This window comes from Thalassospira alkalitolerans (assembly GCF_002115745.1).
Taxonomy (GTDB): Bacteria; Pseudomonadota; Alphaproteobacteria; order Rhodospirillales; family Thalassospiraceae; genus Thalassospira; species Thalassospira alkalitolerans.
In genome coordinates, this window is sequence record NZ_JFKB01000001.1 from 477,401 (window position 1) to 503,016 (window position 25,616).

The following is a 25,616-nucleotide window of genomic DNA, read 5'->3' on the forward strand; positions in this document are numbered from 1 at the left end:
CAGGGAAACCGGCATATGGGATTAACCGCAAAGCAGCTTCCGGGCCTTGTGATTGCCGCACCGTCTTCCAATAGTGGCAAGACGGTTATAACGCTTGGTTTGTTGCGCGCCCTTGCCAATCGCGGTGTTGCGGTTTCTGCGGCCAAAACTGGCCCGGATTATATTGATCCGGCCTTTCAGGCGGCGGCATGTCGGCAAAGTTGCATCAATCTTGATCCCTGGGCGATGTCACCAGATCAGATGACGATACTTGCCCGCCGTCAGGCCGAGAATAAATCGGTTCTTTTGTGCGAAGGCGTGATGGGGCTGTTTGATGGTGCTGCTGATGGTGCCGGATCAACCGCCGATCTTGCGGCGTTGATGAATTGGCCCGTGGTGCTGGTGATTGATGTCAAGGGGCAGTCAATGTCGGCCGCAGCGGTGATTGCCGGATTTGCCAGCTTTCGCAAGGATGTGAAGATTGCGGCCGTGATCCTGAACCGGGTCGGCAGTGACCGGCATCGGGCCATGGTCGAAACCGCCTGTGCACAACATTTACCAGATATTCCTGTGATCGGGGCGGTTCGGCGCAGCAATGTGTTGTCATTGCCAGAACGCCACCTTGGCCTTGTGCAGGCGGGCGAACATGACGCGCTTGATGGGTTTTTGGATCAGGCGGCGGCGATTATTTCCGATGATGTGGATCTCGATCGTTTGATCGGTTTGGTACATGGGGGGCATAATTCGGCACCGCTGAATGACACCGTCTATGCCACCACCAGTATTCCGCCACTTGGGCGTCATATTGCTGTTGCCCGCGACAGGGCATTTGCCTTTGCCTATCCGCATGTTCTTGAAGACTGGCGCCGTCAGGGGGCTGTGGTGTCCTTTTTCTCGCCCCTTGCCGATGAAACCCCCGATGATCAGGCCGATGCGGTTTATCTTCCCGGTGGTTATCCCGAGCTTCACGGCGCGACTTTGGCAGGTGCCAGCAAGTTCAAGGCATCATTGATGGGGTTGGCCGGGCGTAATATCCCGATCTATGGCGAATGCGGTGGCTATATGGTGTTGGGCAAGGCCTTGATTGACGGTAATGGGGATCGTTATGACATGCTGGGTCTTTTGCCCCTTGTCACGAGTTTTGCCGATCGCAGATTGCATTTGGGCTATAGGGCATTGTCCTTGACCGATGCAACACCGTTTGGCCCCGCAGGCACAGTGTTGCGCGGGCATGAGTTTCATTATGCATCGACAGTTTCGGCAACTGGCGTTTCACTGGGCAGCATGGTAAGTGCAACGGGTGAAAAGCATGGTCCGGCCGGACTGGTTGATGGTTCTGTTTTCGGGTCCTTTTTTCATATGATTTGTCGCTAGGATGAATTCCGGAACTTTGCGAAGTCATTTCCGATAATATCCTGTAATATATCAATAATAATATAAATACCGGACGAGAGAGACGATGATAAAGCCAACCCGCGAGGCGGGTGAAATCCCGTTTTGGGAAGCCAAAAAACTTGACGAAATGACGCCGTCAGAATGGGAATCCCTTTGTGACGGCTGTGGGAAATGTTGCCTGCACAAGCTTCAGGATGAAGATACCGATTTTGTTTATTACACGTCGGTTGCCTGCCGGTTGCTTGATTGTGAGAGCTGTAGTTGCAAGGATTATCCCAATCGGACACAGCATATTCCTGATTGCGTGCAACTTTCGCTGGAAAATGTTGAAACCCTGTCATGGATGCCATCAACCTGTGCCTATCGCCTGATTTCAGAGCAAAAGGAACTTCCGGATTGGCATCCGCTTGTGACCGGTCGTTCAGACTCGACCATTATGGCCGGAATGTCGATCAAAGGACTGGTGATTTCCGAAGATGATGCCCATCCCGATTTGACCCGCTATATCGTTAAGTGGCCAGCCTGAAATCAAGATTCAACGCAGAGTTTATTGTTCGAAGATATATGTTCCAATTAGACGTATGTATAGGTAATATTGTTTATTAGTTTTTCTTTTATATCTGCGGATCGTGAGACTGGGTTTGGAATTGAACTCTGGTCGTTGGAAAGGAAGCATCGAGATGGGTTTCGCGTCAATTTTCAAGAATAATAGCGCGCAGGACGGGCAGCAGATTTATAATGCGCTTAGTCTTTCGATGGCTGTGATCGAATTTGCCATGGATGGCAAGATCCTGACAGCAAACGATAATTTCCTTAAGACGATGGGTTACAAGCTTGAAGAAGTGGTTGGGAAAAACCACTCGTTGTTTGTTCCAAAAGAAATTTCCAGCAGTGATGACTATCGTCGGTTCTGGGATCAGCTTCGCGCGGGCAAGTTTTCGGCCGGGGCCGTGCCTCGTGTGAAGAAGAACGGCGAAATGATTTGGCTTGAAGCGACCTATAATCCGATCATGGGCGCAGATGGCAAACCGACCAAGGTGGTTAAATTCGCAACGGACATTACAGAGCGACGGGTCGAGCGGGCGTTGTTGCAAAGCGTGTTTAGTGCAATTGAAAAATCCCAAGCCGTCATCGAGTTTGACCTTAAAGGTAAGATCCTGAAGGCAAATAATAATTTTCTTGATGTCATGGGATATAGTGAGAATGAAATCGTTGGCAAACATCACAGCATGTTTGTTGAAAAGGGTCAGCGTGACACCGAGGAATACCGTTCGTTCTGGCAGAAACTGAATGCCGGTGAATTTCAGGCAGGTCAGTTCAAGCGTCTTGGAAAGGGCGGTCGGGAAGTCTGGATCGAAGCATCCTATAACCCGGTGTTGGATCCGGTGGGCAAACCGTTCAAGGTGATTAAGTTTGCGATTGATATTACCGAGCAAACCAATCTTTTGCTTAATCTTAAAGCGATGATTGATAAGAATTTTTCAGAGATCGATAGCAATATTTCGGCTTTGGATCGTTCGGCTAATCAAAGTGTCAGTGCATCCGAAGAAACCTTGCGCGCGGTTCAGACCGTTGCTGCCAGTGCCGAAGAAATGGCGGCCTCGATTGCCGAAATTTCGCGCAGCATGACGCAGTCACGGACGGAAACCGAACGTGCATTTGATCAGACTGTCAGCGCAAACAGTTCAACACAGCGTATGACGGAAGTCGTCGAGTCGATGGGAAGCATTGTCGAAGTCATTCAGAATATTGCCGGGCAGATCAACCTGCTGGCATTGAATGCGACGATTGAAAGTGCGCGTGCCGGGGATGCTGGCAAGGGTTTTGCCGTTGTGGCCAACGAAGTTAAAAACCTTGCCAATCAGGCCGCCCGTGCAACCGAGCAGATTTCAGCAGAAATTTCGGGCATTCAGTCAATTTCGTCCGAGGTTGTCGAGGCGCTTGGAACTATTCGTCATTCTGTCGAAACTGTCCGTGACAGTGTGACCAATATTTCGTCGGCCGTTGAAGAACAAAGTGCCGTGACCGAAGGTGTTTCGGAAAACATGCGCATGATGGCATCGGCAGTGGATGGTTTGTCGCAAAATCTGGACTCGATCAAATCGACCACAGGAATGGTTGCCGACTCGGTCAGCCGCACAAGAGAAGCCGCCGAGGTTTTGGCGCGTTAATTGCGTCTTGTCCTATACATTTGTATTGAAATCCGGGGCGATTGACGTATTTGGTCGCCCCGTTTCCTTCGCACGGTGACAGTTTCGAGACTTTCTTGACCAAAGAAATTTGAACAGCTTGCCTATTGTTTGTTGTCTCAGCGAAAATAGACATTCTTTCAAATGATCCGCAAACAACGCGGCGATCAGGAAATGTCGAGTGAATATATGCGCATAGATGTTTTGGGTGTTGGCGAGGCATTTGACCCTGCCTTTGAAAATTCGTCCGTCGTTGTTACGGCGGATGGGTATCGCCTGATGATCGATTGCGGCGCGACAGTGCCGGGATTGTTGATGCGCAAATTTCCCGATCCCGATGCGATTGATGCAATGTACTTTACCCATATGCATCCGGATCATGTTTTCGGTTTGGTCCCGGTTATGCTGAACTGGCGTGATGACGGGCGTTCAAAACCGCTTCATATCGTTGCCACCGCCGCCGTTCGCAACCATCTTGAAAAGATTATGGAACTTGGTTTCGCCGGTCTTGGCAGTGCCTGGCCGTTTGAAATCATATGGCACGGGGTTCCTGAAACGACCGAAATTGGTCCGTTCAAGACCAAATTTGCCCGCTCTGATCATAGCGTTCAGAACAATGCCATCCTGTTGCGTTTTGATAACAAGGGGTTTGCCTATTCGGGTGACGGTAATGTCACAGCGGATACGGCGGCACTTTTCACCGGTGCGGATTTGGTGTTTCAGGAAACATATCTGCCCAAGCATGATCTTAGGCATGCCGCGCATTGTGATCTTGAAACCATTCTTCAATTGGCATCCGATATGCCCGGCGCCCGTTTCTGGCTGTATCACATCAAACGGGATGCCCGGCGCGAGATCGCCGAAATTCTGCGCGAAAACGAACAGGTCCGTTTGGCCGTACCCGGCGAAGTGATTGAAATCCGCTAGCTTTTGAATTTTCAAGTTTTGTAATAAAAAAGGCAGCCGAAAGGCCGCCTTTGTAATTTATGGGGTCGATTGACCGCGTTCTGATCTGTTTCAATGAACCGAACGCGGGTCCATATCGTGCTGGCGGATTGCCGCATTGGCGACAGCACAGCTTTCGAATGACGCGATATGCGTACCGTCGGCCGTAAAGACACCAAATACGATTGCGCTGCTTTCTTCCTCGGCATGGGGCATTGCACGGACATAGGCAAAGTCGTGAATGCCCAGCATGGCGAAATCCCCCGATGACAACAGGTCCAAATCCTGATCTGCGCCGTGGGCTTCTTCTTTGGTGTCATGGTCTGTGATGCGATTGCTCATAAAACCACTCTCCTTGTTACGCCTTGCGGCTAGTGTCTTTGACCGTGTCGGTATTATTCTCAGCGTCGACGGTCATATCTATGGTGCGTGACGAGACGGCTTTTTTCTTGGCAGAGTTGATCGCGATTTCTCGGACGACCGGTTCTGGAACAGGACGGTTCAGGTCCACATGCAAAAGTCCGTTATCAAGATGGGCCCCGACAACTTCGATGCCTTCGGCCAGCACAAAGGAACGCTGGAACTGGCGCGAAGCAATACCACGATGGATATAAATGCGGTCGCTTTCGTCTTCCTGATGTTTGCCACGAATGATCAATTGGTTATCTTCGGTGGTGACCGAAAGATCGTCTTCGGCAAATCCAGCCACCGCGACGGTAATGCGCAGATGATTCTCGCCGATTTGCTCGATATTATAAGGGGGGTAGCCTTCTGCCTTGGTTTTGGAAACCTGATCAAGCACACGTTCGATCTGATCAAACCCCAAAAGCAGGGGGCTGTTAAACATAGAAATTCGTGACATTGGTGGCACCTCCTCAGCAGAGCGAGTGTGATATTCGACCAGACCCCACGCTTTTACGCGTTTCGGGCATCTGTAAATCTGACCCGAACCATTCGGCATCAGACATATGTATCTAGTCGAATAAATGTGGTTTTCTGTGACATAGTCAAGACCCGGTTTTGATCCGGCGTCTTCGCAAAGCTCGGAAAACTGTGATATTTGCCCTTTGTTATCTGTAGATAGTGATGGTTTGGCACGAGTCAGGCGACCTATTATGTATTGCGTTCTGGCAATTCTGGCATGCTTTCCAATGCGTAATAGGCAACGGTCTGGTCCTTACCGCGAAGGGCTACTTCATGCAATGCAGCATTTTCGGGCAAGGGAATCGGCCCGTGGTCGAAAATCGCCTTTGAGATGACCAACGGCACGCCGTGCTCTTTGGTCTGGCTTTCAAGCCGTGCGGTAATATTAATTGTATCGCCGATTGCGGTGATATTTTCCCGGCCGGGTGGCCCCATTTCGCCAACAATTGCTTCACCCATGTGAATGCCAATTCCGATGCGAAGGGTATGGGGCAGTTCAGATTTCAAATGTTCATTCAGATTTTCGATCCGTTTTAGCATGCCGGACGCACCGTGCAGGGCATCGCGGATCATGGTTTCGGTATCGTTGGTATCGAGCCCATAAAGCGCCATCAGCCCATCACCGGTAAACTGGGCATAAAGCCCGCCTGTTTCCCGCAGGGCCTCGGTCATTTCGGCAAAGAACTGGTTTAAGATGAACAACACGTCATAGGGCATTTTCTTTTCGCCAAGACGTGTTGAATCACGCAAATCGGTGAATATGACAACGACCTGACGTTCACTTCCTGAAAGGCCACCCGGGCGGCGGCCATCCTGTGCCGTGGCGTTGGGGGGTAAAAGCGGTGCCAGGGCCAAATCGTTCTGCGGTCGGATCTGGCAGGCCAGTCGCATACCGTGGGGCGCCTGAATGCTTTGCAATGCGGCGGCCTCGATGGTGCCGGGGGCCGCAAGTTGATCAAGACCTGATCCGCAATGGATCCGGCATGTCGTGCAACGCCCATGCCCGCCACAGACCGATGCCATCTGAACGCCGGCATCGCGCAGTGCCTCAAGTGCCGTAGCGCCCGGCGAAACGCGGATTATGCGACCATTGGGCATCGATAACATCGGCCCGCGTTTGATCCGGTCAATGGTTTGGCGGATTTGCCGGACGACAAAGGGGGCAAGGGCCAGCGCGATTGCAATGATGGTGCCGGGAAGCAAGGCGTTTTCATAGAATTTGACGGCAGCATCATTAACGTTTGCGGCATTAAGAACACCGAAAATATATTTACGACCGCCTTCTTCGGTTCGGCGGATAATCTCGGCAGATGCGGCGCCATATCCGGCAAGTGCCATTGTTGGGACAAGGACGGCACTTGCACCTAAAAGACCGCGCCATTTCGGGTAAAACGGTTTTAGCCGCAACCAGAAATGAATGCCGATGCAGCCATGTGTCCAGACTACAATAACGGCAATTGCGTGCAAAATGCCTTGTCCGGGAACGAATATGGCAAGGTCCAGAAGGACGCGTTCAAATGCGGAATCAACATCAAAGCCGATGTCGATAATCCGGGTCGCGATGATATGACGGAACAACAAGAATGGTATGCTCAGGCCAAGGAGCATCTGTGCCCATTCCCATTTGCGCAGACGCAGGGATCGGCGGCTGGTCAATCTTGCGGTTGCCAGCAGGAAATGGGTGATGGCCGCCGTAAAAAGCAGGATTTCCAGAGGGGGAAATTGCCAGATTTTGGTGGTGAATTTATCGATGGATTCCATTGCTTCGGGCGAAATGATGCCCGCAGCCTGATTGATCAGATGCATGAACACATACGCAAAAAGCGTCAGTCCGGAATAAAGCCGCAAGCTCTGGATCATGGATTTCGGTTTCTTGGCTGTTGTCGCGGGAAAACCTAGTATCAGGTGCAATCATAAATAAATCATATCATTTGGAATGCTTCAAATCAGGCATTCCATAATCAATAGTTTGTCATCGGTTTGCTGTTGCAGCAGGCACGGCGTGTCGATCAGATGCCGGTCAATATCAATGTGGCCGGATCACAAGGCGTTGCCATGCGTTGGGACGGGCGTATAGCCGGTGCCGCCTGGGAGGGGGGGCCGTTTTAAATGGCATTCATTGAGGTGCGGGTTTGGTGATCTGTCAAAAGGGCATCTGATGTTCGGTTTCCCGAAGCATCCGATGCCGATTGATTGTTCTGATCTTTGTGATCAAGCCGCTTTGATGGCCTGATTGCGCTGCAGGAAGTTCAAAATCCATTTGGCAAACAGGTCGCTATCGATTTTTCCCTCAAGCGATGAACTTGCCTTGGAATGCACGTCTTCAGGCAGCAGCGTATAGCGGGCTTTTAACAATGCTTCTTCGTAGGGGCGCTGGAATTCCGGGTGTGGCTGGATCGAGGCAGCCGTTTCGCCATATTGCAGGGCGGCATAGGGGCAGAATTCCGAACTTGCCCACACAACGGCACCTTCGGGCAGTTCGACGACCTGATCCTGATGGAAAGCGTTCAGTTTGAAGCTTTGCGGTGCGTCGCCAAGCCATGCGGGTGCCTGATTGCTGGTGACGTATTCATGAACGCCAATACCCCAGCCCTTGTCGGATTTGACGACCTTGCCACCAAGGGCCGCAGCCAGAATTTGATGGCCAAAGCACACGCCAAAAACCGGTGTTTTCGCGGTGACCATATCGCGCAGCAAATCTTGCAGGCGGATCATCCAGGGTTCATTTTCATAAACACCATGTTTTGATCCGGTAATGATCCAGGCATCGGCGGCATCCATGCTTTCGGGGAAATCACCCAAAACAACCGTCCAAGTCTGGAATGTCAGCGTGGGATCAATCGCACCAAGCATTGTTTCAAACATGCTGGGATAGCTTTTGAATGTGTCGCGTAGATCATCGGGCACAAGCCCGGTTTCAAGAATGCCGATTTTCATGCGGGGCCTTCAAAATCACATTGTAGCGTTGATCTGCACATATGTCAGTGTACGCACAAAGACAAGCTTGTTGCTGCGTGATTTCACATGTTCGGCGCAAGGAAATGCGAATTTGAAACGCTAAAGCCTTGATTTGTCGCAGGATGCGAAGCAGGGCCGACATGGCTGGAATGCATGTGGCCCTGCTTGGATGTTCGTCAGAACAGAATTTAACGTGACAATCGTGGGCTTCTGACTGATGTCGGGATAACAAATCTGTGGATGATCATGCCGCCGATCATGGCCAATACGAATATGAACGTTTCTGTCTGGCCAAAGGCAAGTGCACTGATTGCCGGGCCCGGGCAATATCCGACCATTCCCCAGCCGATACCAAATAATAGCCCGCCAATGACAAGATCGCGGTCAATATCGCGTCGTGTGGGAAAAGCGATTTCGCCGCCGCACATGGCCGTGCGCTGTGAACGGGCGAAATGGAAAATCGGAAATGCGATGATAAGGCCACCGGCCATGACAAAGGCAAGGCTTGGGTCCCATCCACCATTGGCAATGGCGGCAATATCAAGGAAACCAAGGACTTTTTGCGGGTCGATCATGCCGGAAATCAGCAATCCGGCGCCAAATATCAAACCGCAGAAAAGTGATGCAAGAATACGCATGATTCTATCCCCCGATCACATGGCGAACGACAAAGGTGCAGGCCATGCCAGCCCCCATAAAGCATAGCGTGGCCACCAGGGATCGCGCAGAAAGCCGTGACAGGCCGCAAATGCCATGTCCGCTGGTGCAGCCACTGCCAAGTCGGGTGCCGAAACCGACAATCAACCCGGCGACGATAATGACGGGCAATGATGCGTCCACGACGCTTTGTGCCTGAATAGGTGAGGTTGCGATCACAATGATCGGACCGACGATCATGCCAATGATGAAGGCAAGTTTTTCGAGCCGTTCACTCATCGCGCTGCCGCGCGACATCAAACCGCCAAGAATACCGCTGATGCCGGCGATGCGACCGTTAAGCAAAAGATAAAGACCGGATGCCAAGCCGATCAAGGCGCCACCCAAAAGGGCAGAAATTGGGGTAAAATTTTCCATCGTAGGTTCCGGTTAGCCTGTGTGATGATTTAATATATTATAACATTAATATGTAATGCAAGTGTTCTGGTTTTCTTGTCTGTCATGTAGATTGTTGCACAAAGCGGGTTTGATCTGATGGCCGTAGCGTCTTATGCCACCGGGTAAGGTTACAGCGGGGCTATGGTTATGTTGGTGATCGTGATCGTTTGATTTGAGCGGGGAGCGATGATTGCGCGAGTTTGCGACATGCAGATAAGGTCTTTTTGTTGCAACCCCAAGTGCATTTTTAGCTAATGCATTGATAAATATTAAGATTATCTATCTTGCCAAAGATCCGAATTGGGCAGATACAGCGATGGAGTTATCCCAGTGTTTTTGGTCTTCCTGACCGGGAGCCGTATCGGATTTTTTATCATACATGAGCAAAGATCGAATGCTTGCCAGTCGGCGGCTTGATATCGCGTTGGCGCTTTTGGACCAAAATGATATCGAGGCCGCAATTGAGGTGGCCCAGGCGGCGTTGTCGGCTGATCCTGATTGGCAAGAGACGCATTTTGTGCTGGGCGATATGTTCGAACGTGCCGATCAGCGCGAAAACGCCATCGAAGCATTTCGTCAGTGCCTTGCGCTGGATCCGGTTGATCGGATGGGGGCGGAAATCCGCTTGACGTTGTTGGGGGCTGTTGCGCTTCGCGACCGTTTGCCACCCGATTATGTGCGTGCTCTGTTTGATGATTATGCGCCGCGTTTTGAAACCTCGCTGCGTGACGGATTGGTGTATCGTGGACCGGAATTGCTGTTTGAAGCGGTTCGTTCCTGGTTGCCCGAATTGCTGCGTCCATTACGGGTGCTTGATCTGGGATGTGGTACGGGATTGGTTGCCGATGTCTTTGCCGGGCATGTTGATGTCATTGACGGTGTTGATCTGTCACCGCGCATGATTAACCGTGCACGCGCCAAAGGGATGTATCGCAATCTGGTTGCGGCCGATATTACGGACCTTCCCGATAGTCTGGATGATGATTACGGTCTTGTGCTTGCCGGGGATGTTTTAAACTATCTGGGTGATCTTGGCCCGGCGCTGCGTGCGGCACATGCACGGTTGGTGCCCGGTGGTTTAATGGTCTTTACGCTTGAACATGGTGACATATTCCCGTTCGACCTTGGCCCCGGTCAGCGGTTCCGCCATCACGAGGGGGCGATTTATGACTGGCTGAAAGACTGCCAGTTTGAATTGCTGTCTGACGCGACGGGTATCTTGCGTCAGGAAAAGGGGCGTCCCGTATCAGGACGGATTATGGTTGTGCGTGCCGGGGATGGTATTGCGAACTTGCTTGGCGGTCATGATCGCGTGTCCGAGCCAGACCATTCGATAGATCAGACAGTTCACTGATTACAAAGTCGGTTACGGATTTTCCGGATAGGAATTCAATTATTTTACAGGCCACTCTTCGGGGTGGTCTTTTTGTTTGGAAAAACAAGTCGGAAACGACAAAACCCGTCGCTTTAGGCAACGGGTTTTGATGGTGGAGCCGATCAGGATCGAACTGACGACCTCTACAATGCCATTGTAGCGCTCTCCCAACTGAGCTACGGCCCCATTTATGTCCGCGACGCAACGATATTGACTGTGCCCGTTGCGGCGCGGGGGATATTTAGAAGGTTCACCAAAACTTGGCAAGACCTATTTTTAAAAAATCCTAGCGGTCGTCGTCCTTGGTTTCGACATGCTCAAGGACTTCGCCAAGATCATCGTCGTCTTCGCCAAGATCTGACGCATCTTCAAGGATATCGTCATCAACATCTGCGTCGACATCGTCATCAAGATCGACATCGTCATCGATATCATCGTCTTCTTTCGGCTTTGGCTTTATAGCCGCGGCTTTCTTGATTTTGGTCACCCCGTCCGGGGTTGCGCATTTTGGGCACACGACCGGGGTGCGATTCAAATCATAATATTTGGTATCGCAGGCTTGGCAGTGACGTTTCTTACCGCGTGCTGACATTACGGCAAACCCTCTTAAATACCGTTATCTTCAAAGAATTGGGTTGAAGGGCGAATTCACCTTCTTCTGAAGGGCCCAATTGCCATCTTGAGGCGGGCTTGTCAAAAGGAAATTGTCCGATTTCTCGATAAGCTGTCAAAAGGCGGGAATCTGCGCTGTCGCCCGCCGTAAACTTGAAGGGAAATTTAGCTTCGATACTGGTGCGTCAAAAGCGCATATGATAGGAATTTCCCCCCGGCAATTGAACGCCTTGCTTGCGCCCGAAATTGCGGCAGCATCGAACGGTGTTCAAAGGGCGGAAAAACCAAAGATTTGATGGTCACAACCAGATATAGACAGGCAGGCCCGATGAGTTCCTCGCAGACCAAACGTCCGCTTCAATCGCTGAAGTCCCGTGCTCTTAATGGTGATATCCGGGTTCCCGGTGACAAATCGATTTCCCATCGTTCCCTGATGTTTGGTGGCCTTGCAATCGGTGAAACGAAAATTACCGGCCTGCTTGAAGGCGAAGACGTTCTGGCGACCGCAGATGCCATGCGCAAGCTTGGTGCAACCGTCATCCGTGATGATCAAGGTACATGGCATGTAACCGGTGTTGGTGTTGGGGCCCTTCGCGAACCCGATAGTGTTATCGATATGGGCAATGCCGGTACGGGAATGCGCTTGATGGCCGGGATTGTTGCAACCCATCCAATTACGACCTTTTTCACTGGGGATGCATCGCTTTGCAAGCGTCCGATGGGGCGCGTTGCTGATCCGCTGGCGGAATTCGGGGCGCAATTTATTACGCGGGATCGGGGGCGTCCGCCGATGGCCGTGATTGGCACCGACGAGGCCAAACCGGTGACCTATACGTTGCCAATGGCATCCGCACAGGTGAAATCGGCGGTTTTGCTGGCGGGTTTGAATACGGCCGGGACCACCACAGTGATCGAACCAATACCGTCGCGTGACCATACCGAACGTATGTTGCGCCATTTTGGTGTCGATGTTGATGTCAGCATCAATGACGATGGCGGTCGCACCGTTAGTCTGACCGGCCCGGTTCAAATGACGGCTGCGGATATTGTTGTGCCAACCGATCCAAGTTCGGCTGCTTTTCCGCTTGTCGCGGCGCTGATCAATCCGGAATCGCACGTTACGATTCGCGATGTTTGCCTTAATCCCCTGCGGACGGGCCTGATTACCACCCTGATCGAAATGGGTGGGGATATCACCATCACCAACGAGCGCGAAGAAGCCGGTGAAACCATTGGTGACCTTGTCGTAACCGGTAAAAGCCGCCTGACCGGGATTGTTGTCCCGGCGGAACGTGCGCCATCGATGATTGATGAATATCCGGTTCTGGCCGTTGCCGCGGCCTATGCACAGGGGGAAACCCGGATGTGCGGGCTTGAAGAATTACGGGTTAAGGAATCGGATCGTCTTGCCGCGGTTGCCGCCGGTCTTGCGGCGAATGGTGTTGTCCATCGGATCGAAGGTGATGATCTGATCGTGACGGGTGGGGATGTTCCGGGCGGTGGGATGGTGGAAACCCATCTTGATCACCGTATCGCCATGTCCTTCCTGGTTCTTGGTCTTGGTGCGAATGATCCGGTTGCCGTTGACGATGCCAGCCCGATCACCACCAGCTTTCCGAGTTTTGAATCGCTGATGCGCGAACTGGGTGCGAATTTCGCCCCGGCAGGATCGTGATTCGAAGTATAAAGGGCCTTCGTTATTCGGATATTCGGGCTCGTAAAGCAAATTACGGCTCACACATATAAGTGACATCAAAACAAACAGGGGCACCCGCGCATGATCATCGCAATTGACGGACCGGCAGCTTCGGGAAAAGGGACTTTGGCACGCCGAGTCGCTGATGCAATGGGCTATGCCTATCTTGATACCGGTCTTTTGTACCGGGCGACGGGGGCAAAAGTTCTGGCTCTTGGGCTTGATCCTTCGAATGATGATGCCGCGATTACGGCGGCTGAAAAACTGGTGTCTGGTGACCTTGATGGCGAAGAACTTCGCAGCGAGGAAGTCGGTAGTGCAGCGTCAAAAGTTGCAGCGATTCCAAAGGTTCGCGCCGTGTTGCTTGACTTTCAGCGCGACCTTGCCCGCACCCCGCCTGCGGGTAAACGCGGGGCGGTTCTTGATGGCCGTGACATCGGGACGGTTGTCTGCCCCGAGGCCCCGATCAAGTTTTATCTGACCGCCAGTGTTGAAGAACGTGCAAACCGTCGGTTCAAACAGTTGCAGGAAAAAAATCCCGCTGCTATATACGAGCGCGTTCTCAAAGAACTTGAAGAACGGGATGCCCGAGACAGTGCGCGTGACGTTGCGCCGCTTAAAATGGCGTCAGATGCAATCCATATTGATACGGATCGTCTGAATGCTGATGCGGTGTTTAACGCCGTCATGGCGCATATTCGGACCCATATGGGCGAGAATGACTGATATCGGTGCGTTTTAGCCGTCAGGCGATTGAATGACCCGAGGACTGATGTCCTAAGGTGAACGACTTGTGCGTTCACCTTTTCGTATATGGAAGATCGTTTGGTTTTCCGCGACGGGACCCGGACAGCGACTGGCAAAACCGCTGCAATTTTGTGGCAAGACCATCGGATACAACCGATAGGCCGGAATAGTGAAAATACACTCGAAAGGAAGTCTCTTTAATGACAACCGCTGAACAAGCACAATTCTCTACTGGCGAAGATTTCGCCGCACTGCTGGCCGAAGCCCTTGGTACTGAAGACGAAGGCTTTATTGGCCGCGTGATGACCGGTACGGTCGTCAAGCTTACCGACGATGATGCCATCGTTGATGTTGGCTTGAAGTCCGAAGGCCGTGTGCCGCTTAAAGAATTTGGCGTAGGCGACGTTACAATCGGCGATACCGTTGATGTTTATGTCGATCGCTATGAAAACAAAGATGGCCTGATCGTTCTGTCGCGCGAAAAAGCGCGTCGCGAAGAAGCTTGGATTGAACTTGAAAAACAGTTTAACGAAGGCAAACGCGTTGACGGCACCATCTTTGGTCGCGTTAAAGGCGGCTTTACTGTTGATCTGTCGGGCGCCGTGGCATTCTTGCCGGGCAGCCAGGTTGACATCCGTCCGGTTCGTGACGTTACCCCGCTGATGAATAACCCGCAGCCGTTCCAGATCCTGAAAATGGATCGTTCGCGCGGAAACATCGTGGTTTCGCGTCGTGCCGTTCTCGAAGAGACCCGTGCTGAACAGCGTGCCGAATTGATCCAGAACCTTCAAGAAGGTCAGGTTCTTGACGGCGTTGTCAAAAACATCACCGATTACGGCGCATTCGTCGATCTCGGCGGCGTTGACGGCCTGTTGCACGTTACCGACATTGCTTGGAAGCGTATCAACCATCCGTCTGAAGCTCTTCAGATCGGTCAGACCGTCAAGGTTCAGGTTATCCGCTTCAACAGCGAAACCCAGCGTATCTCGCTTGGTATGAAACAGCTCGAAGCTGATCCGTGGGAAGGTGTCGAAGCCAAATACCCGGTCGGTTCGAAATTCGAAGGCCGCGTTACCAACATCACCGATTACGGCGCATTCGTCGAACTCGAAGCTGGTGTCGAAGGTCTGGTCCACGTTTCAGAAATGTCCTGGACCAAGAAAAACATCCACCCGGGCAAAATCGTTTCGACCTCGCAGGAAGTCGAAGTCATGGTGCTTGACGTTGATGCCCAGAAACGTCGTATCTCGCTTGGTCTCAAACAGTGCACCTCGAACCCGTGGGATGCCTTCCTGGCCGCTCATCCGGTTGGTGCCGAGATCGAAGGCGAAGTCAAGAACATCACCGAATTCGGTCTGTTCATTGGCTTGCTTGGCGGAATCGACGGTATGGCTCACCTTTCGGACCTGTCATGGGACCGTGCCGGTGAAGAAGTCATCAAAGAATACAAAAAAGGCGACATCGTCAAAGCCAAGGTTCTTGACGTTGACGTTGAAAAAGAACGCATCTCGCTCGGTATCAAACAGCTTGCTGAAGATCCGTTCAAAGAAGCCGTTACCGGCATCAAACGCGGCGAGGCAGTAACCTGCGAAATCACCGAAGTTAACGACGGTGGCATCGAGGTTGCAGTTGGCGGCACCGATCTTAAAGGCTTCATCCGCAAGGCTGAACTCGCTCGTGATCGTTCGGACCAACGTCCGGAACGTTTCGCAGTTGGCGAGAAAATCGATGCGCGTGTTACCACCATCGATGCCAAAACCCGCAAGGTTACCCTCTCGGTCAAGGCTCTTGAAGTCGCTGACGAGAAGAAAGCCATGGCGGATTACGGTTCGGCTGATAGCGGTGCATCGCTCGGCGATATTCTTGGCGAAGCAATGCGCAAGAAACAGGAAGGTGCCGAATAAGGCATCTGTTCCTGAAAGAACAGGATCTGCTTTGGCAGGTCACAAAGAGACGGGTCGTGCATTGCACGGCCCGTTTTTTTGTATTTTTCACCGGATTTTTCGGTTTGGGGCTGACTTTTCCACTGAAAGGTCATTTTTTCACGAGAATTTTGATTTGAAACGTTTTTTATCCTTGCCAAGCGAATGAAGAAAAACCATTTGAAAAGGCAAGCTTTTGAAGCTGTTAGTTCACGATGCAATACCGGGGCACGTTAAATGGCATTTGATGCCGATATCCTTCTTGATCGCCGACGTTTGAAAAAATCAATTTTTCGCTGGCGCGTACTTGCGGCTGTGGCGGTGGTGATTGCCATTATCATTGCGTTTAAGCACAGCGGTGCCGGTGATGTTGTCTGGGGCGAAGCAGGCCCACGCATCGTCGAAGTAAACATCGAAGGGGTGATTACCGAGGACCCCTATCTTTTGGATGCGCTTGAGCAGGTCGAGGAAGACCGCGATGTTGTTGGTGTGATTGTTCATATCAATAGCCCGGGCGGCACCATGGTTGGTGGCGAGGTGTTGTTTGAAAGTCTTCGCCGGATTGGTGAAACCCGACCGATCGTTGCCGAAATGGGGACTGTTGCTGCATCAGGCGGTTATATGACCGCGATTGCCGCCGACCATATCGTGGCACGGCGCGGGACCGTCACCGGGTCAATCGGCGTGATTTTTCAGTCGATGAATTTCACCGGTACGCTCGAAAAGCTTGGTGTTGAGCCCTTGACGGTCAAAAGTGGTCCGCTTAAAGCGGTACCGAACCCGTTCGAGCCCATCGATGATGTCGCGCGAACGGCTATGGATAGCCTGATTTCAGACATGTTTAGCGTGTTTGTCGACATGGTTGCCGAACGACGTGGCATGGATAGCGATACCGTGCGCCGTTTGGCAGATGGCCGGGTCTATACCGGTCAGCAAGCTGTTGCCAACGGTTTGATTGACGAAATTGGCGGCCGTCGTGAAGCTTTGCGCTGGCTGCAGGAAGAAAAAGGGGTTGCTCCGGACCTTGCGGTTGTGCCGCTTGAAATCGATTATCCGGAAGACTCCTTTATGGAAGCGTTTTTCGAAGGAAATATCGGAAAAATGCTGTCATCTGAGGGGCTTAATCTTGACGGGTTGCTAACGGTCTGGCAACCTGAGTGAAAGCGCCGACGTGACGTAATCTAACCTTTGGTTGATTGGATATCTGTCAGAACGAACAGGATGGGGCCTGAATATGACGAAATCAGAACTGATCGCCCGGCTAGCCGAAATGAACCCGCACCTTTATCAGCGCGACGTTGAACGGATCGTGGCGACGATCTTTGACGAAATTACCGAAGCGCTGGCACGCGGAGACCGGGTCGAACTGCGTGGCTTTGGCGCCTTTTCCGTCAAACAGCGGGACTCCCGGGTTGGACGTAATCCGCGTACCGGTGAAGCCGTTCCGGTAGGTGAGAAAAAGGTTCCCTATTTCAAAACCGGCAAACAGTTGCGCGAACGTCTGAACTAATCGCAGCACTGTTTGATCGGCTTGCTGAAAGTGTGTGAACTGCGTTAAACCTGCCTTGTGGAAATTCTGCCGGGTGGTTTAACGCCGTTTGCATCGTTTTCCATTTGAGCCAATCGGGCCCCGCAGTCAGCATCCTGACCAATGGGGCAAGTTCCCGCCTTTATGCCATCGGCACGAGGAGTTGAAATGCGCATTGTTTACTGGATCCTTTCCATCCCGCTTGCGATCCTGATTGCGATTTTTGCCGTGTCGAATCGTGCGTCTGTGACGCTTTCGCTGTGGCCGCTTCCGTATGAAATCGACCTGCCGTTATTTTTGCCGATCATGGTTGCGTTGTTGATCGGGCTTGGGATTGGACTGGCATATGAATGGCTGGTCAATGGAAAGCATCGCCGTGCGGCCAAACGTCTGGATGGGGAATTACGTCATTTGCGCCCCGACGACGGCAAGGGTGCTGTGGTCGATCAACGGGCAATCGGCCAGGATCAGGCATCCTGAAGGGGATTGATGTGGGGCATTGGCAAATGCTCAAACCAATTTGGACTTGGTGATTTCGGGTAAAATCGGCTATGTGATGCCCGGTCCGTCGTGCTTATGTGGGCCAATCGTGAAATTACAGCCGATCGGAGAACGCCATGACCGAGATACTTGCCCCCCAGGATCGCATTTTTTGCGCCATTGATACGACCGATCTTGCACGTGCAATTGATTTGGCTTCAAGCCTGTCGGGTGTGATCGGCGGGGCAAAACTTGGCAAGGAATTCTTTGCGGCACATGGTCCGCAAGGCGTTCGCGAAGTTGCCAAGGCCGGTTTGCCGATCTTTTTGGACGTCAAATATCACGATATTCCCAATACAGTTGCCGGTGCCGTTCGTGCGGTGACGCCGCTTGGCCTTAAGATCGTCAATGTCCATGCCACCGGTGGCGCGGAAATGATGAAACGGGCCGTCGAAGCCGCACGTGAAGCTGCGGACAAGGCCGGAGTCGCAACCCCATGGGTCATCGCGGTAACCATCCTGACCAGTTTGGACCAGGGTGATTTGGATGATGTTGGCCTGAACGGCCCGATCAGTGACCGGGTTGTCAAATTGGCTGAATTGACAAAAAAGGCGGGGCTTGATGGTGTTGTTTGTTCCGCGCAGGAAATTACGGCTGTGCGATCAGCATGCGGTCCGGACTTTAAACTGATTACCCCGGGCATTCGGCCAAAATGGGCCAGTGGTGATGATCAAAAGCGTATCGTAACGCCGCGGGATGCCGTTGCGATGGGAGCCGATGTGCTGGTTATCGGCCGACCGATCACCAAGGCTGATGATCCGGTTGCGGCTGCTAAACGCATCGTCAAAGAGCTTTCCTGATCCATTTGATCCGGTTTGTGGTTTCTGCAGGTCCGGTGTTCAACCGGGCCTGTGTCAGTTGTGACATCGCTGCATAGTCTTTATGCCAATTTCGCGATGGTGGAAATTGTGCGCTGCACCCACAATTGAATCGTTTCAAGTTTCAGCTGGTTTTAAGACGTCGGTCTGACAGGCAAAACCGGCATGCTCCCCATAATCTCGCATTGGTGCCAAGCACCTTTGGACGCCCATGGACGTTTCGATCATGACGATTGCTGCCCGCACCGGTTTCTTCGCAAATCTTCCAATTCTTGCTCTTGCGCTCGCATCCTTTGGGATCGGGACCACCGAATTTGTCATTATGGGTCTGTTGCCCGATGTGGCCACTGATCTTGGTGTCAGCATCCCCGATGCCGGTTTGCTGGTAACCGGTTATGCGCTTGGTGTGACATTCGGTGCGCCGTTTCTGGCAATTGCGACGTCAAAAATGGATCGTCGCCGCGCATTGATGATGTTGATCGGGATTTTCATTTTCGGCAATTTCCTGTGTGCGATAGCACCGGATTACTGGCTTTTGATGGCGGCCCGTGTTGTGACAGCATTTTGTCATGGGGCGTTTTTCGGTCTTGGTGCAGTTGTTGCGTCAAACCTTGTCGCGCCGCAAAAGCGCGTTCAGGCCATTGCCCTGATGTTTTCCGGTCTGACGTTGGCCAATGTGTTAGGTGTGCCATTTGGAACCGCGCTGGGACAAGAATTTGGCTGGCGATCGACATTTTGGGTGGTTGTCGGGATCGGGATTGTGGCGGCCATTGCCCTTTATATATGTCTGCCGCGCAGGATTGCGGCAACAGGGGGAAGCCTGATTGCCGAAGCCCGTGCCTTGGCCAAGGTACAGGTGATTTTTGCCATGCTGATTAGTGTTCTGGCGGCTGCCAGTATGTTCAGCGTGTTTACCTATATTACCCCGATGCTTCAGAATGTGACCGGCATTTCCGCGCGTGAAGTGACCTATGTCTTGTTGTTATTCGGGGCTGGTTTGACGGTTGGCAATTATATCGGTGGTCGTCTGGGTGACTGGCGTTTGATGCCGGCGATCATCATTACCTTTGTTTTGCTGATCGTAATCCTTGCGGTGTTTGCTGAAACGGTCACCAATGTGATCCCGGCGGTTGTGACGGTTTTTGTCTGGGGTGTTGTGTCCTTTGCCTTGGTTTCGCCGCTTCAGATGCGTGTGGTAAACGAGGCGACCGAGGCACCGAACCTTGCATCGACCCTTAATCAGGGGGCGTTTAATCTTGGCAATGCAGCCGGTGCATGGTTTGGCGGATTGGCAATCATCCACGGGGTTTCCTATCAGGATATCCCCTGGCTTGGTGCCGGAATTGCGGTGCTGGCGTTGGTGTTTTCAATCTGGAGCCACTTGATGGACCGTCGCGACGAAGTGTTTGTCGAAACAGCAGCCAGCGCCTGAGTTTGAGACGTCTTATCTGAAAATAAAAAAACCGCCGTGACAAAGTCAGGCGGGTTTTTTGGGGGAAATAACAGGGGCGATTTAGCCGATCCAGATTTGCATCTGGTTCCAGTATTGGCCGATGATATCGCCATATTGATCCATGATCAGTTTGATGGATATGGCCATGGACGTAATGACTAAAAGCGGGCGGACCAAACGGGCACCGACCTTCATCACCATATGCGATCCGATTTGTGCGCCAATCAACGAGCCAACCGCCATCACAAGGCCGATGGTCCAGACAACATCACCGCCGGCAATGAACATCACAAGTGATGCAAAGTTCGACGTGAAGTTCAGAACCTTGGTATGGGCGATTGCCTTGGTCATGTTGAAACCAAGCAAGGCGACAAAGGCGATGGAAAAGAACGAACCGGTTCCCGGACCAAAAAAGCCATCGTAAAAACCGATGCCAAAACCGGCGGTAAATGCGAATGCCCCCTTGCTGATCAACTGATGGGCATCAAGATCGCCAACACGAGGCGATAACAGGAAATAAAGCGCAATCAGGATCAAAAGGGCGGGCAGGATCTTAAGCAGGATTCCCGGATCAACCATTTGCACCAATACGGTGCCAAGTGCGGCCCCGATAAAGGTCAATGCAATCGCAAGAATCATGTCACGCGGATCAACATGCCCTTTGCGGATGAAGTTAAGCGATGAGGTGAAGCTGCCAAAGCTGCCCTGTAATTTGTTGGTGGCAAGGGCCTGTGCAGGCGGGATTCCCGCCCAAAGCAAAGCCGGGATCGTAATCAGCCCGCCGCCGCCGGCAATCGCATCGACAAGGCCGGCAAAAAGAGCGACGGCGAAAAGGATCGCCAAAAGATCGACGCCAAATTCCATAAATTGAAATCCTGTAGATAGCCCGCAAGGTTGGGGCGATGCGCGACAAGTGCATGAAGCAATGCGATGCTCCATACTGATGGCAAGAAAACGCCGAAAGCATAGGGGCTTGTAAAACAGCGTCCATTGTTTCTTTGTAATGGCGACAATGTTCACCGGTGTGGCGGCTTGCTAATCGTCGAGTCGGGTTCTAGATAGTATTCCTGTCATTTTATATGTGAGATTTTCGATGCCCGAATTACCTGAAGTCGAAACGGTGACCCGCGGTCTGACACCGGTAATGGAAGGGCATATTGTTGATCATGTCGTACAGCGTCGCGCCAATCTGCGTTTTCCGTTCCCAGAGGATTTTGTCGGACGGATGGCGGGGCGGAGAATCGAACAGCTGACGCGTCGTGCAAAATACATTCTTGGCTATCTTGATGATGGTCAGGTTTTGCTGATCCATCTTGGCATGTCGGGTCGGATGACGATTTTCGATGATGCGATGGTTGGCGTGCCGGACCCGGAAAAGCATGATCATGTTGATTTTGTCATGCAGAGCGGGGCTGTTGTGCGGTTTACCGATCCCAGGCGATTTGGTGTGATAACCCTGATCGCAGCGGATGAAATCACAACCCACAAGATGCTGGCGGCCATTGGCCCGGAACCGTTGGGCAATGGTTTCAATGCTGAAGTTCTTGCTAGCGGACTTGTCAAACGGGCAAGCCCGATCAAAACCGTGTTGCTTGATCAGCGCCTGGTGGCTGGACTTGGCAATATATATGTATGCGAGGCCCTGTTTCGGTCGGGCATCGCGCCAGATCGGTTGGCAAAGACATTGAAAACCGCCGAGGTCGAGCGTCTTTATCGTGAAATCCGGCTGGTTCTTGAAGATGCGATTGCGGCCGGTGGCTCCAGCCTGAAAGATCATCGTCAGACCAATGGCGAGCTTGGCTATTTCCAGCACAGTTTCCGAGTCTATGGCCGCGAAGGTGAAAGTTGCGTTGTCGATGGATGTACCAGCGTGATCGAACGGATTGTTCAGGCGGGTCGTTCGACCTTCTTTTGCCCAACCTGCCAGAAATAGAGATTTTACCGGTCCGGTCGCCCGGGAAACGTCGGGATGCATCCAGATAATCATGCGATTCCCGCCGGTCTGGTTGCGACCGGGAAATAAAATCGGTAAAACAGTATCAAAATATGATTTCGACCGAATCGCCCCGAAAATCAAAACCGGCGCGATTCCCGACAAAGGATTATTGCGATGTCTTATGAAAACATCATTGTCGAAGTGAAGGACAATGTCGGTCTGATCACGCTTAACCGTCCTCAGGCCCTGAATGCCCTGTGTGCGGCATTGATCACCGATATTGGCGGGGCACTTGATCAGTTTGAAAATGATGACAACATCCGCGCGATTGTCATTACCGGATCGGAACGGGCCTTTGCGGCCGGTGCTGATATCAAGGAAATGGCCGATTACGACTATATGGATGTCTATAAAAACGATTTCATTACCAAGGGTTGGACCCGTGTGGCAAGTTGTCGTAAGCCGGTGATTGCGGCTGTGGCTGGCTTTGCGCTTGGCGGTGGTTGTGAAATGGCCATGATGTGCGACATCATCCTGGCGGCGGATACCGCAAAGTTCGGTCAGCCGGAAATCACCATCGGGACCATCCCCGGGGCGGGGGGGACCCAGCGCCTGACACGGGCGGTTGGCAAGTCCAAGGCAATGGAAATGTGCCTGACCGGTCGAATGATGGATGCAGAAGAAGCCGAGCGTTCCGGACTGGTCGCACGAGTCGTCCCGGCCGACTCGCTTTTGGACGAAGCTCTGAAACTGGCGGGTAAAATCGCCTCGTTCTCGGCACCGGTATCGATGAAGGTCAAGGAAAGTGTCAGCAAGTCCTATGAAATGACCTTGACCGAAGGGTTGATGTTTGAACGTCGCGAGTTCCATTCGACCTTTGCGCTTGATGACCGTGCAGAAGGCATGAAAGCCTTTGCTGAAAAGAGAAAACCCGACTTCAAGCACCGCTGATCGAGGTCGGTTAACCTACAAATCCCCGAAATGCATTCCTGCCATATGGCGCTGATGAGTCCCAAGCCGTGGGATTTCGCCGGAATTGGAGGTATCGGGGGTTGACGAGGGTTGGGGACGGAGCTATAAGCCGCGCTCCGAATTACGTAACATTTGTTTTAAGAGACAGGTTCGCAATGGCTCACCATAAATCGGCCAAGAAGCGCATTCTTCGCAACGCCGCACGTGCTACCGTTAACGGTAATCGTATCGGCCGCATTCGTTCCTTCGTTAAGAAGGTCGAGGCTGCGCTGATCGTTGGCGACAAAGATGCTGCTCTAGCTGCGTTGAAAATCGCAGAGCCGGAAATGGCGCGTGGCGCACAGCTCGGCGTTCTGCACAAGAACACCGTTGCTCGCAAGGTCTCGCGTCTGACCGCTCGCGTCAAAGCACTCTAATTTATCCCTTACGGGATGGCGAGTCGAAGGCCGCGCTTCTGGCGCGGCCTTTTCGCTGTCCGGATTTCGCTGAATCACCTTTTGTTCTATGGTTGCGGAGCCGCACAAAACCGCGCGAACCAAGGACCGTTTTGGTGCCGAAATCCTTTTAACGTTCTGTTAAAGATCGCCTTGCCTGATGCATATCGCATCAGTACAGTGTTTGGACTTCGCTGGCTGCGCAATGCGGTGAAAGACGAAGAACCAAAAAAACGATAGGCGCGAGTTTAAGTACGCTTCCAATACTTGGTGGAAGACCGGCGTGTTGATTGCGAATGTGATCAACGCGGTGCAGTACTTTTTTGTCTTTTGCTGTTTTTGTTTGGTGTTGAAGATTGGGAAAGCGGGGAAAGGTTCTAACAGTGCAGCACGCCGTTAGGGGAACGCAATCGGTACTCGGGGAGTCCAACGGGGGGATTCCAAGTGACCAACAGGCGGCACTAGACGATCATACTAAGGCGACCTGGCAGATTGTACGCGAAAAGCTTCGTTCGGAGTTTGGCGCGACGGCCTATCGTTATTGGCTTGATCCGGTCGCATTGATCACTGTCGAAGCCGGTGTCGCGCGTCTTGGCGTGCCGACTCGTGCCATGCGCGATTGGGTTACGCAGCACTATCTGGATCGCATTCAATCTTTTTGGCATAGCGAAGACGAGAACGTCCATTTCGTTGAAATCGTTGTGATTTTGTCGTCAAATGGGAATGGAAAAAACGCGGCTGCATCGTCGAACGCTGCGACGGATCATTCGCAATCTGCCAAAGTAGGCGCCGCACGTGGCCGGGGTGGCAATAATGCGTCCCGCCCGGGTCAGGCCGCAAACGAAGTTGATACCCACAAATCTTATGGCGGGCGGTCTCAGGCACCGGTTTCCGGTGGTCGCAAGGCAATCGGTAGCATGTCTGATGATGGCATTTCAGCAGCCCTTGATCCGCGCTATACCTTCGACAATTTTGTGATCGGCAAGCCGAACGAATTTGCCTATGCGGCGGCACGGCGTCTGGCCGAGGCCGAGTCGGTGCCGTTCAACCCGCTGTTCCTTTATGGTGGCGTCGGTTTGGGTAAAACCCACTTGATGCATTCGATTGCTTGGCATATTCGCCGGACCCAGCCGCATCGTACGGTAATCTATCTGTCGGCCGAGAAATTCATGTACCGGTTCATTCGTGCCCTGCGCGATAAGAACACGGTCGATTTCAAGGATCAGTTCCGTTCTGTCGATGTGCTGATGGTTGATGATGTCCAGTTCATTTCCGGCAAAGATTCAACCCAGGAAGAGTTTTTCCATACTTTCAACGCGCTGGTCGATCAGGGCCGTCAGATCATTGTATCTGCCGACAAGTCGCCATCCGATCTTGAAGATATTGAAGAACGCCTGCGGTCGCGTTTGGGGTCCGGTCTGGTTGCCGATATTCATGCGACGACCTATGAACTGCGTCTGGGGATTCTCGAATCCAAGGCGGAACGTTTGGGTGTTGAGCTTCCGCAGCGTGTGATGGAATTTCTGGCCCATAAGATCACGGCCAATGTCCGTGAGCTTGAAGGCGCGTTTAACCGTGTGATTGCGCATGCGCAGTTGGTCGGTCGTGAAATCGGGCTTGAGATGGTTCAGGACATCCTGCATGACGTTCTGCGTGCATCCGAGCGCCGGGTATCGATCGAGGAAATCCAGAAAAAAGTCGCCGAGCATTTCAATATCAAGGTGTCGGACATGCATTCAGCGCGTCGTGCGCGTGCGGTTGCCCGCCCGCGTCAGGTGGCGATGTATCTGTCCAAGCAGTTGACCACGCATTCCTTGCCGGAAATCGGTCGTAAATTCGGTGGACGTGATCACACAACGGTCATGCATGCCGTGCGCAAGGTCGACGAGCTTCATGCCAGCGATCCGTCGCTGTCTGAAGATATCGATTTGTTGCGCCGGATGCTTGAAAGCTGATTGCAGCAGTAAATATTTGATGCGGGTCACGGTTTGAAAACGGTGGCCCGTTCTGATTCTGGCGGGATGTTTTGATTGTAAAGGGCCGCTGAGAATGGCGGGTTGCGCGGGCTTCCGCGCTTTGCGTGCATTACGATTTAAAA

Annotated in this window: 25 protein-coding genes and 1 tRNA gene; 17 read left to right on the plus strand and 9 right to left on the minus strand. The window is 52.4% G+C overall.

Annotated features, from left to right (window positions below):
* The first annotated feature begins 15 nt into the window (after nt 1-15).
* From TALK_RS02195 to TALK_RS02210, 4 genes are all read left to right on the plus strand, one after another.
* Entirely contained in the window at nt 16-1,353 is a 1,338-nt protein-coding gene (locus tag TALK_RS02195) for a cobyrinic acid a,c-diamide synthase CobB (protein ID WP_085615367.1), read from the plus strand.
* Nucleotides 1,354-1,438: 85 nt separating this feature from the next.
* On the plus strand, nt 1,439-1,900 hold the full coding sequence (locus tag TALK_RS02200; RefSeq protein ID WP_085615369.1) for a YcgN family cysteine cluster protein: 462 nt from the start codon (nt 1,439-1,441) through the stop codon (nt 1,898-1,900).
* Between the two features lie 154 nt (nt 1,901-2,054).
* Nucleotides 2,055-3,545 (plus strand): methyl-accepting chemotaxis protein, encoded by a 1,491-nt coding sequence (locus TALK_RS02205; protein ID WP_085615371.1) that lies wholly within the window; start codon nt 2,055-2,057, stop codon nt 3,543-3,545.
* Between the two features lie 162 nt (nt 3,546-3,707).
* Complete coding sequence (locus TALK_RS02210; RefSeq protein ID WP_245829634.1) at nt 3,708-4,490, plus strand: MBL fold metallo-hydrolase; 783 nt, start codon at nt 3,708-3,710, stop codon at nt 4,488-4,490.
* A 90-nt stretch (nt 4,491-4,580) separates the two neighbouring features.
* Here the strand turns inward: TALK_RS02210 and TALK_RS02215 are convergent, their stop codons facing one another.
* The 6 genes from TALK_RS02215 to TALK_RS02240 form a co-directional block, all read right to left on the minus strand.
* Nucleotides 4,581-4,850, minus strand: a complete 270-nt coding sequence (locus TALK_RS02215) for a DUF1150 family protein (RefSeq protein ID WP_085615373.1) — start codon at nt 4,848-4,850, stop codon at nt 4,581-4,583.
* Between the two features lie 16 nt (nt 4,851-4,866).
* The gene (locus tag TALK_RS02220; protein ID WP_085615375.1) at nt 4,867-5,370 is read right to left on the minus strand and encodes an Hsp20 family protein; all 504 of its coding nucleotides are present in this window, start codon (nt 5,368-5,370) and stop codon (nt 4,867-4,869) included.
* A gap of 251 nt (nt 5,371-5,621) precedes the next feature.
* The gene (locus TALK_RS02225; RefSeq protein WP_085615376.1) at nt 5,622-7,292 is read right to left on the minus strand and encodes an adenylate/guanylate cyclase domain-containing protein; all 1,671 of its coding nucleotides are present in this window, start codon (nt 7,290-7,292) and stop codon (nt 5,622-5,624) included.
* A 351-nt stretch (nt 7,293-7,643) separates the two neighbouring features.
* Nucleotides 7,644-8,369 carry a glutamine amidotransferase-related protein gene (locus tag TALK_RS02230; RefSeq protein WP_085615378.1) on the minus strand — a complete coding sequence of 242 codons (726 nt, stop codon included), beginning with the start codon at nt 8,367-8,369 and terminating at the stop codon, nt 7,644-7,646.
* Nucleotides 8,370-8,578: 209 nt separating this feature from the next.
* On the minus strand, nt 8,579-9,028 hold the full coding sequence (locus TALK_RS02235; protein WP_085615380.1) for a DUF6691 family protein: 450 nt from the start codon (nt 9,026-9,028) through the stop codon (nt 8,579-8,581).
* Between the two features lie 4 nt (nt 9,029-9,032).
* Nucleotides 9,033-9,464: a YeeE/YedE family protein gene (locus TALK_RS02240; protein ID WP_085615382.1), complete on the minus strand. Its 432-nt coding sequence runs from the start codon at nt 9,462-9,464 to the stop codon at nt 9,033-9,035.
* A gap of 400 nt (nt 9,465-9,864) precedes the next feature.
* Between TALK_RS02240 and TALK_RS02245 the strand changes: the two genes are divergently transcribed.
* Nucleotides 9,865-10,839, plus strand: coding sequence for a class I SAM-dependent DNA methyltransferase (locus TALK_RS02245; RefSeq protein WP_085615384.1), 975 nt, complete (start codon nt 9,865-9,867; stop codon nt 10,837-10,839).
* A gap of 131 nt (nt 10,840-10,970) precedes the next feature.
* Here the strand turns inward: TALK_RS02245 and TALK_RS02250 are convergent.
* Nucleotides 10,971-11,046 (minus strand) — tRNA-Ala (locus TALK_RS02250).
* A gap of 100 nt (nt 11,047-11,146) precedes the next feature.
* The gene (locus TALK_RS02255) at nt 11,147-11,452 is read right to left on the minus strand and encodes an FYDLN acid domain-containing protein (RefSeq protein WP_085615386.1); all 306 of its coding nucleotides are present in this window, start codon (nt 11,450-11,452) and stop codon (nt 11,147-11,149) included.
* A 348-nt stretch (nt 11,453-11,800) separates the two neighbouring features.
* Here TALK_RS02255 and aroA point away from each other — a divergent pair, with 348 nt between their 5' ends.
* The 8 genes from aroA to TALK_RS02295 all read left to right on the plus strand — a co-directional run bounded on the left by aroA (nt 11,801) and on the right by TALK_RS02295 (nt 20,155).
* Complete coding sequence (gene aroA / locus TALK_RS02260; RefSeq protein ID WP_085615388.1) at nt 11,801-13,147, plus strand: 3-phosphoshikimate 1-carboxyvinyltransferase; 1,347 nt, start codon at nt 11,801-11,803, stop codon at nt 13,145-13,147.
* Nucleotides 13,148-13,249: 102 nt separating this feature from the next.
* Nucleotides 13,250-13,894 (plus strand): (d)CMP kinase, encoded by a 645-nt coding sequence (gene cmk / locus TALK_RS02265; RefSeq protein WP_085615390.1) that lies wholly within the window; start codon nt 13,250-13,252, stop codon nt 13,892-13,894.
* Between the two features lie 221 nt (nt 13,895-14,115).
* Entirely contained in the window at nt 14,116-15,819 is a 1,704-nt protein-coding gene (gene rpsA / locus TALK_RS02270; RefSeq protein ID WP_085615392.1) for a 30S ribosomal protein S1, read from the plus strand.
* Between the two features lie 255 nt (nt 15,820-16,074).
* A complete protein-coding gene (gene sppA, locus TALK_RS02275) occupies nt 16,075-16,998 on the plus strand; it encodes a signal peptide peptidase SppA (protein WP_085615394.1) in 924 nt (307 codons plus the stop codon).
* Between the two features lie 73 nt (nt 16,999-17,071).
* A complete protein-coding gene (gene ihfB, locus TALK_RS02280) occupies nt 17,072-17,347 on the plus strand; it encodes an integration host factor subunit beta (RefSeq protein WP_007088342.1) in 276 nt (91 codons plus the stop codon).
* Nucleotides 17,348-17,488: 141 nt separating this feature from the next.
* The gene (locus TALK_RS02285) at nt 17,489-17,845 is read left to right on the plus strand and encodes a LapA family protein (RefSeq protein WP_245829635.1); all 357 of its coding nucleotides are present in this window, start codon (nt 17,489-17,491) and stop codon (nt 17,843-17,845) included.
* Nucleotides 17,846-17,982: 137 nt separating this feature from the next.
* Nucleotides 17,983-18,705, plus strand: coding sequence for an orotidine-5'-phosphate decarboxylase (pyrF, locus tag TALK_RS02290; RefSeq protein ID WP_085615396.1), 723 nt, complete (start codon nt 17,983-17,985; stop codon nt 18,703-18,705).
* Nucleotides 18,706-18,949: 244 nt separating this feature from the next.
* On the plus strand, nt 18,950-20,155 hold the full coding sequence (locus tag TALK_RS02295; RefSeq protein WP_085615740.1) for an MFS transporter: 1,206 nt from the start codon (nt 18,950-18,952) through the stop codon (nt 20,153-20,155).
* Nucleotides 20,156-20,236: 81 nt separating this feature from the next.
* On the opposite strand, the gene TALK_RS02300 is transcribed toward TALK_RS02295, so the two are convergent.
* Nucleotides 20,237-21,040 (minus strand): TSUP family transporter, encoded by an 804-nt coding sequence (locus TALK_RS02300; RefSeq protein ID WP_085615398.1) that lies wholly within the window; start codon nt 21,038-21,040, stop codon nt 20,237-20,239.
* A gap of 229 nt (nt 21,041-21,269) precedes the next feature.
* Between TALK_RS02300 and mutM the strand changes: the two genes are divergently transcribed.
* From mutM to dnaA, 4 genes are all read left to right on the plus strand, one after another.
* A complete protein-coding gene (mutM, locus tag TALK_RS02305; protein ID WP_085615400.1) occupies nt 21,270-22,109 on the plus strand; it encodes a bifunctional DNA-formamidopyrimidine glycosylase/DNA-(apurinic or apyrimidinic site) lyase in 840 nt (279 codons plus the stop codon).
* A 177-nt stretch (nt 22,110-22,286) separates the two neighbouring features.
* Entirely contained in the window at nt 22,287-23,063 is a 777-nt protein-coding gene (locus TALK_RS02310) for an enoyl-CoA hydratase (RefSeq protein ID WP_085615402.1), read from the plus strand.
* Between the two features lie 176 nt (nt 23,064-23,239).
* Nucleotides 23,240-23,500: a 30S ribosomal protein S20 gene (gene rpsT, locus TALK_RS02315; protein WP_085615404.1), complete on the plus strand. Its 261-nt coding sequence runs from the start codon at nt 23,240-23,242 to the stop codon at nt 23,498-23,500.
* A gap of 401 nt (nt 23,501-23,901) precedes the next feature.
* Nucleotides 23,902-25,473: a chromosomal replication initiator protein DnaA gene (gene dnaA / locus TALK_RS02320; RefSeq protein ID WP_085615406.1), complete on the plus strand. Its 1,572-nt coding sequence runs from the start codon at nt 23,902-23,904 to the stop codon at nt 25,471-25,473.
* Nucleotides 25,474-25,616 lie beyond the last annotated feature (143 nt).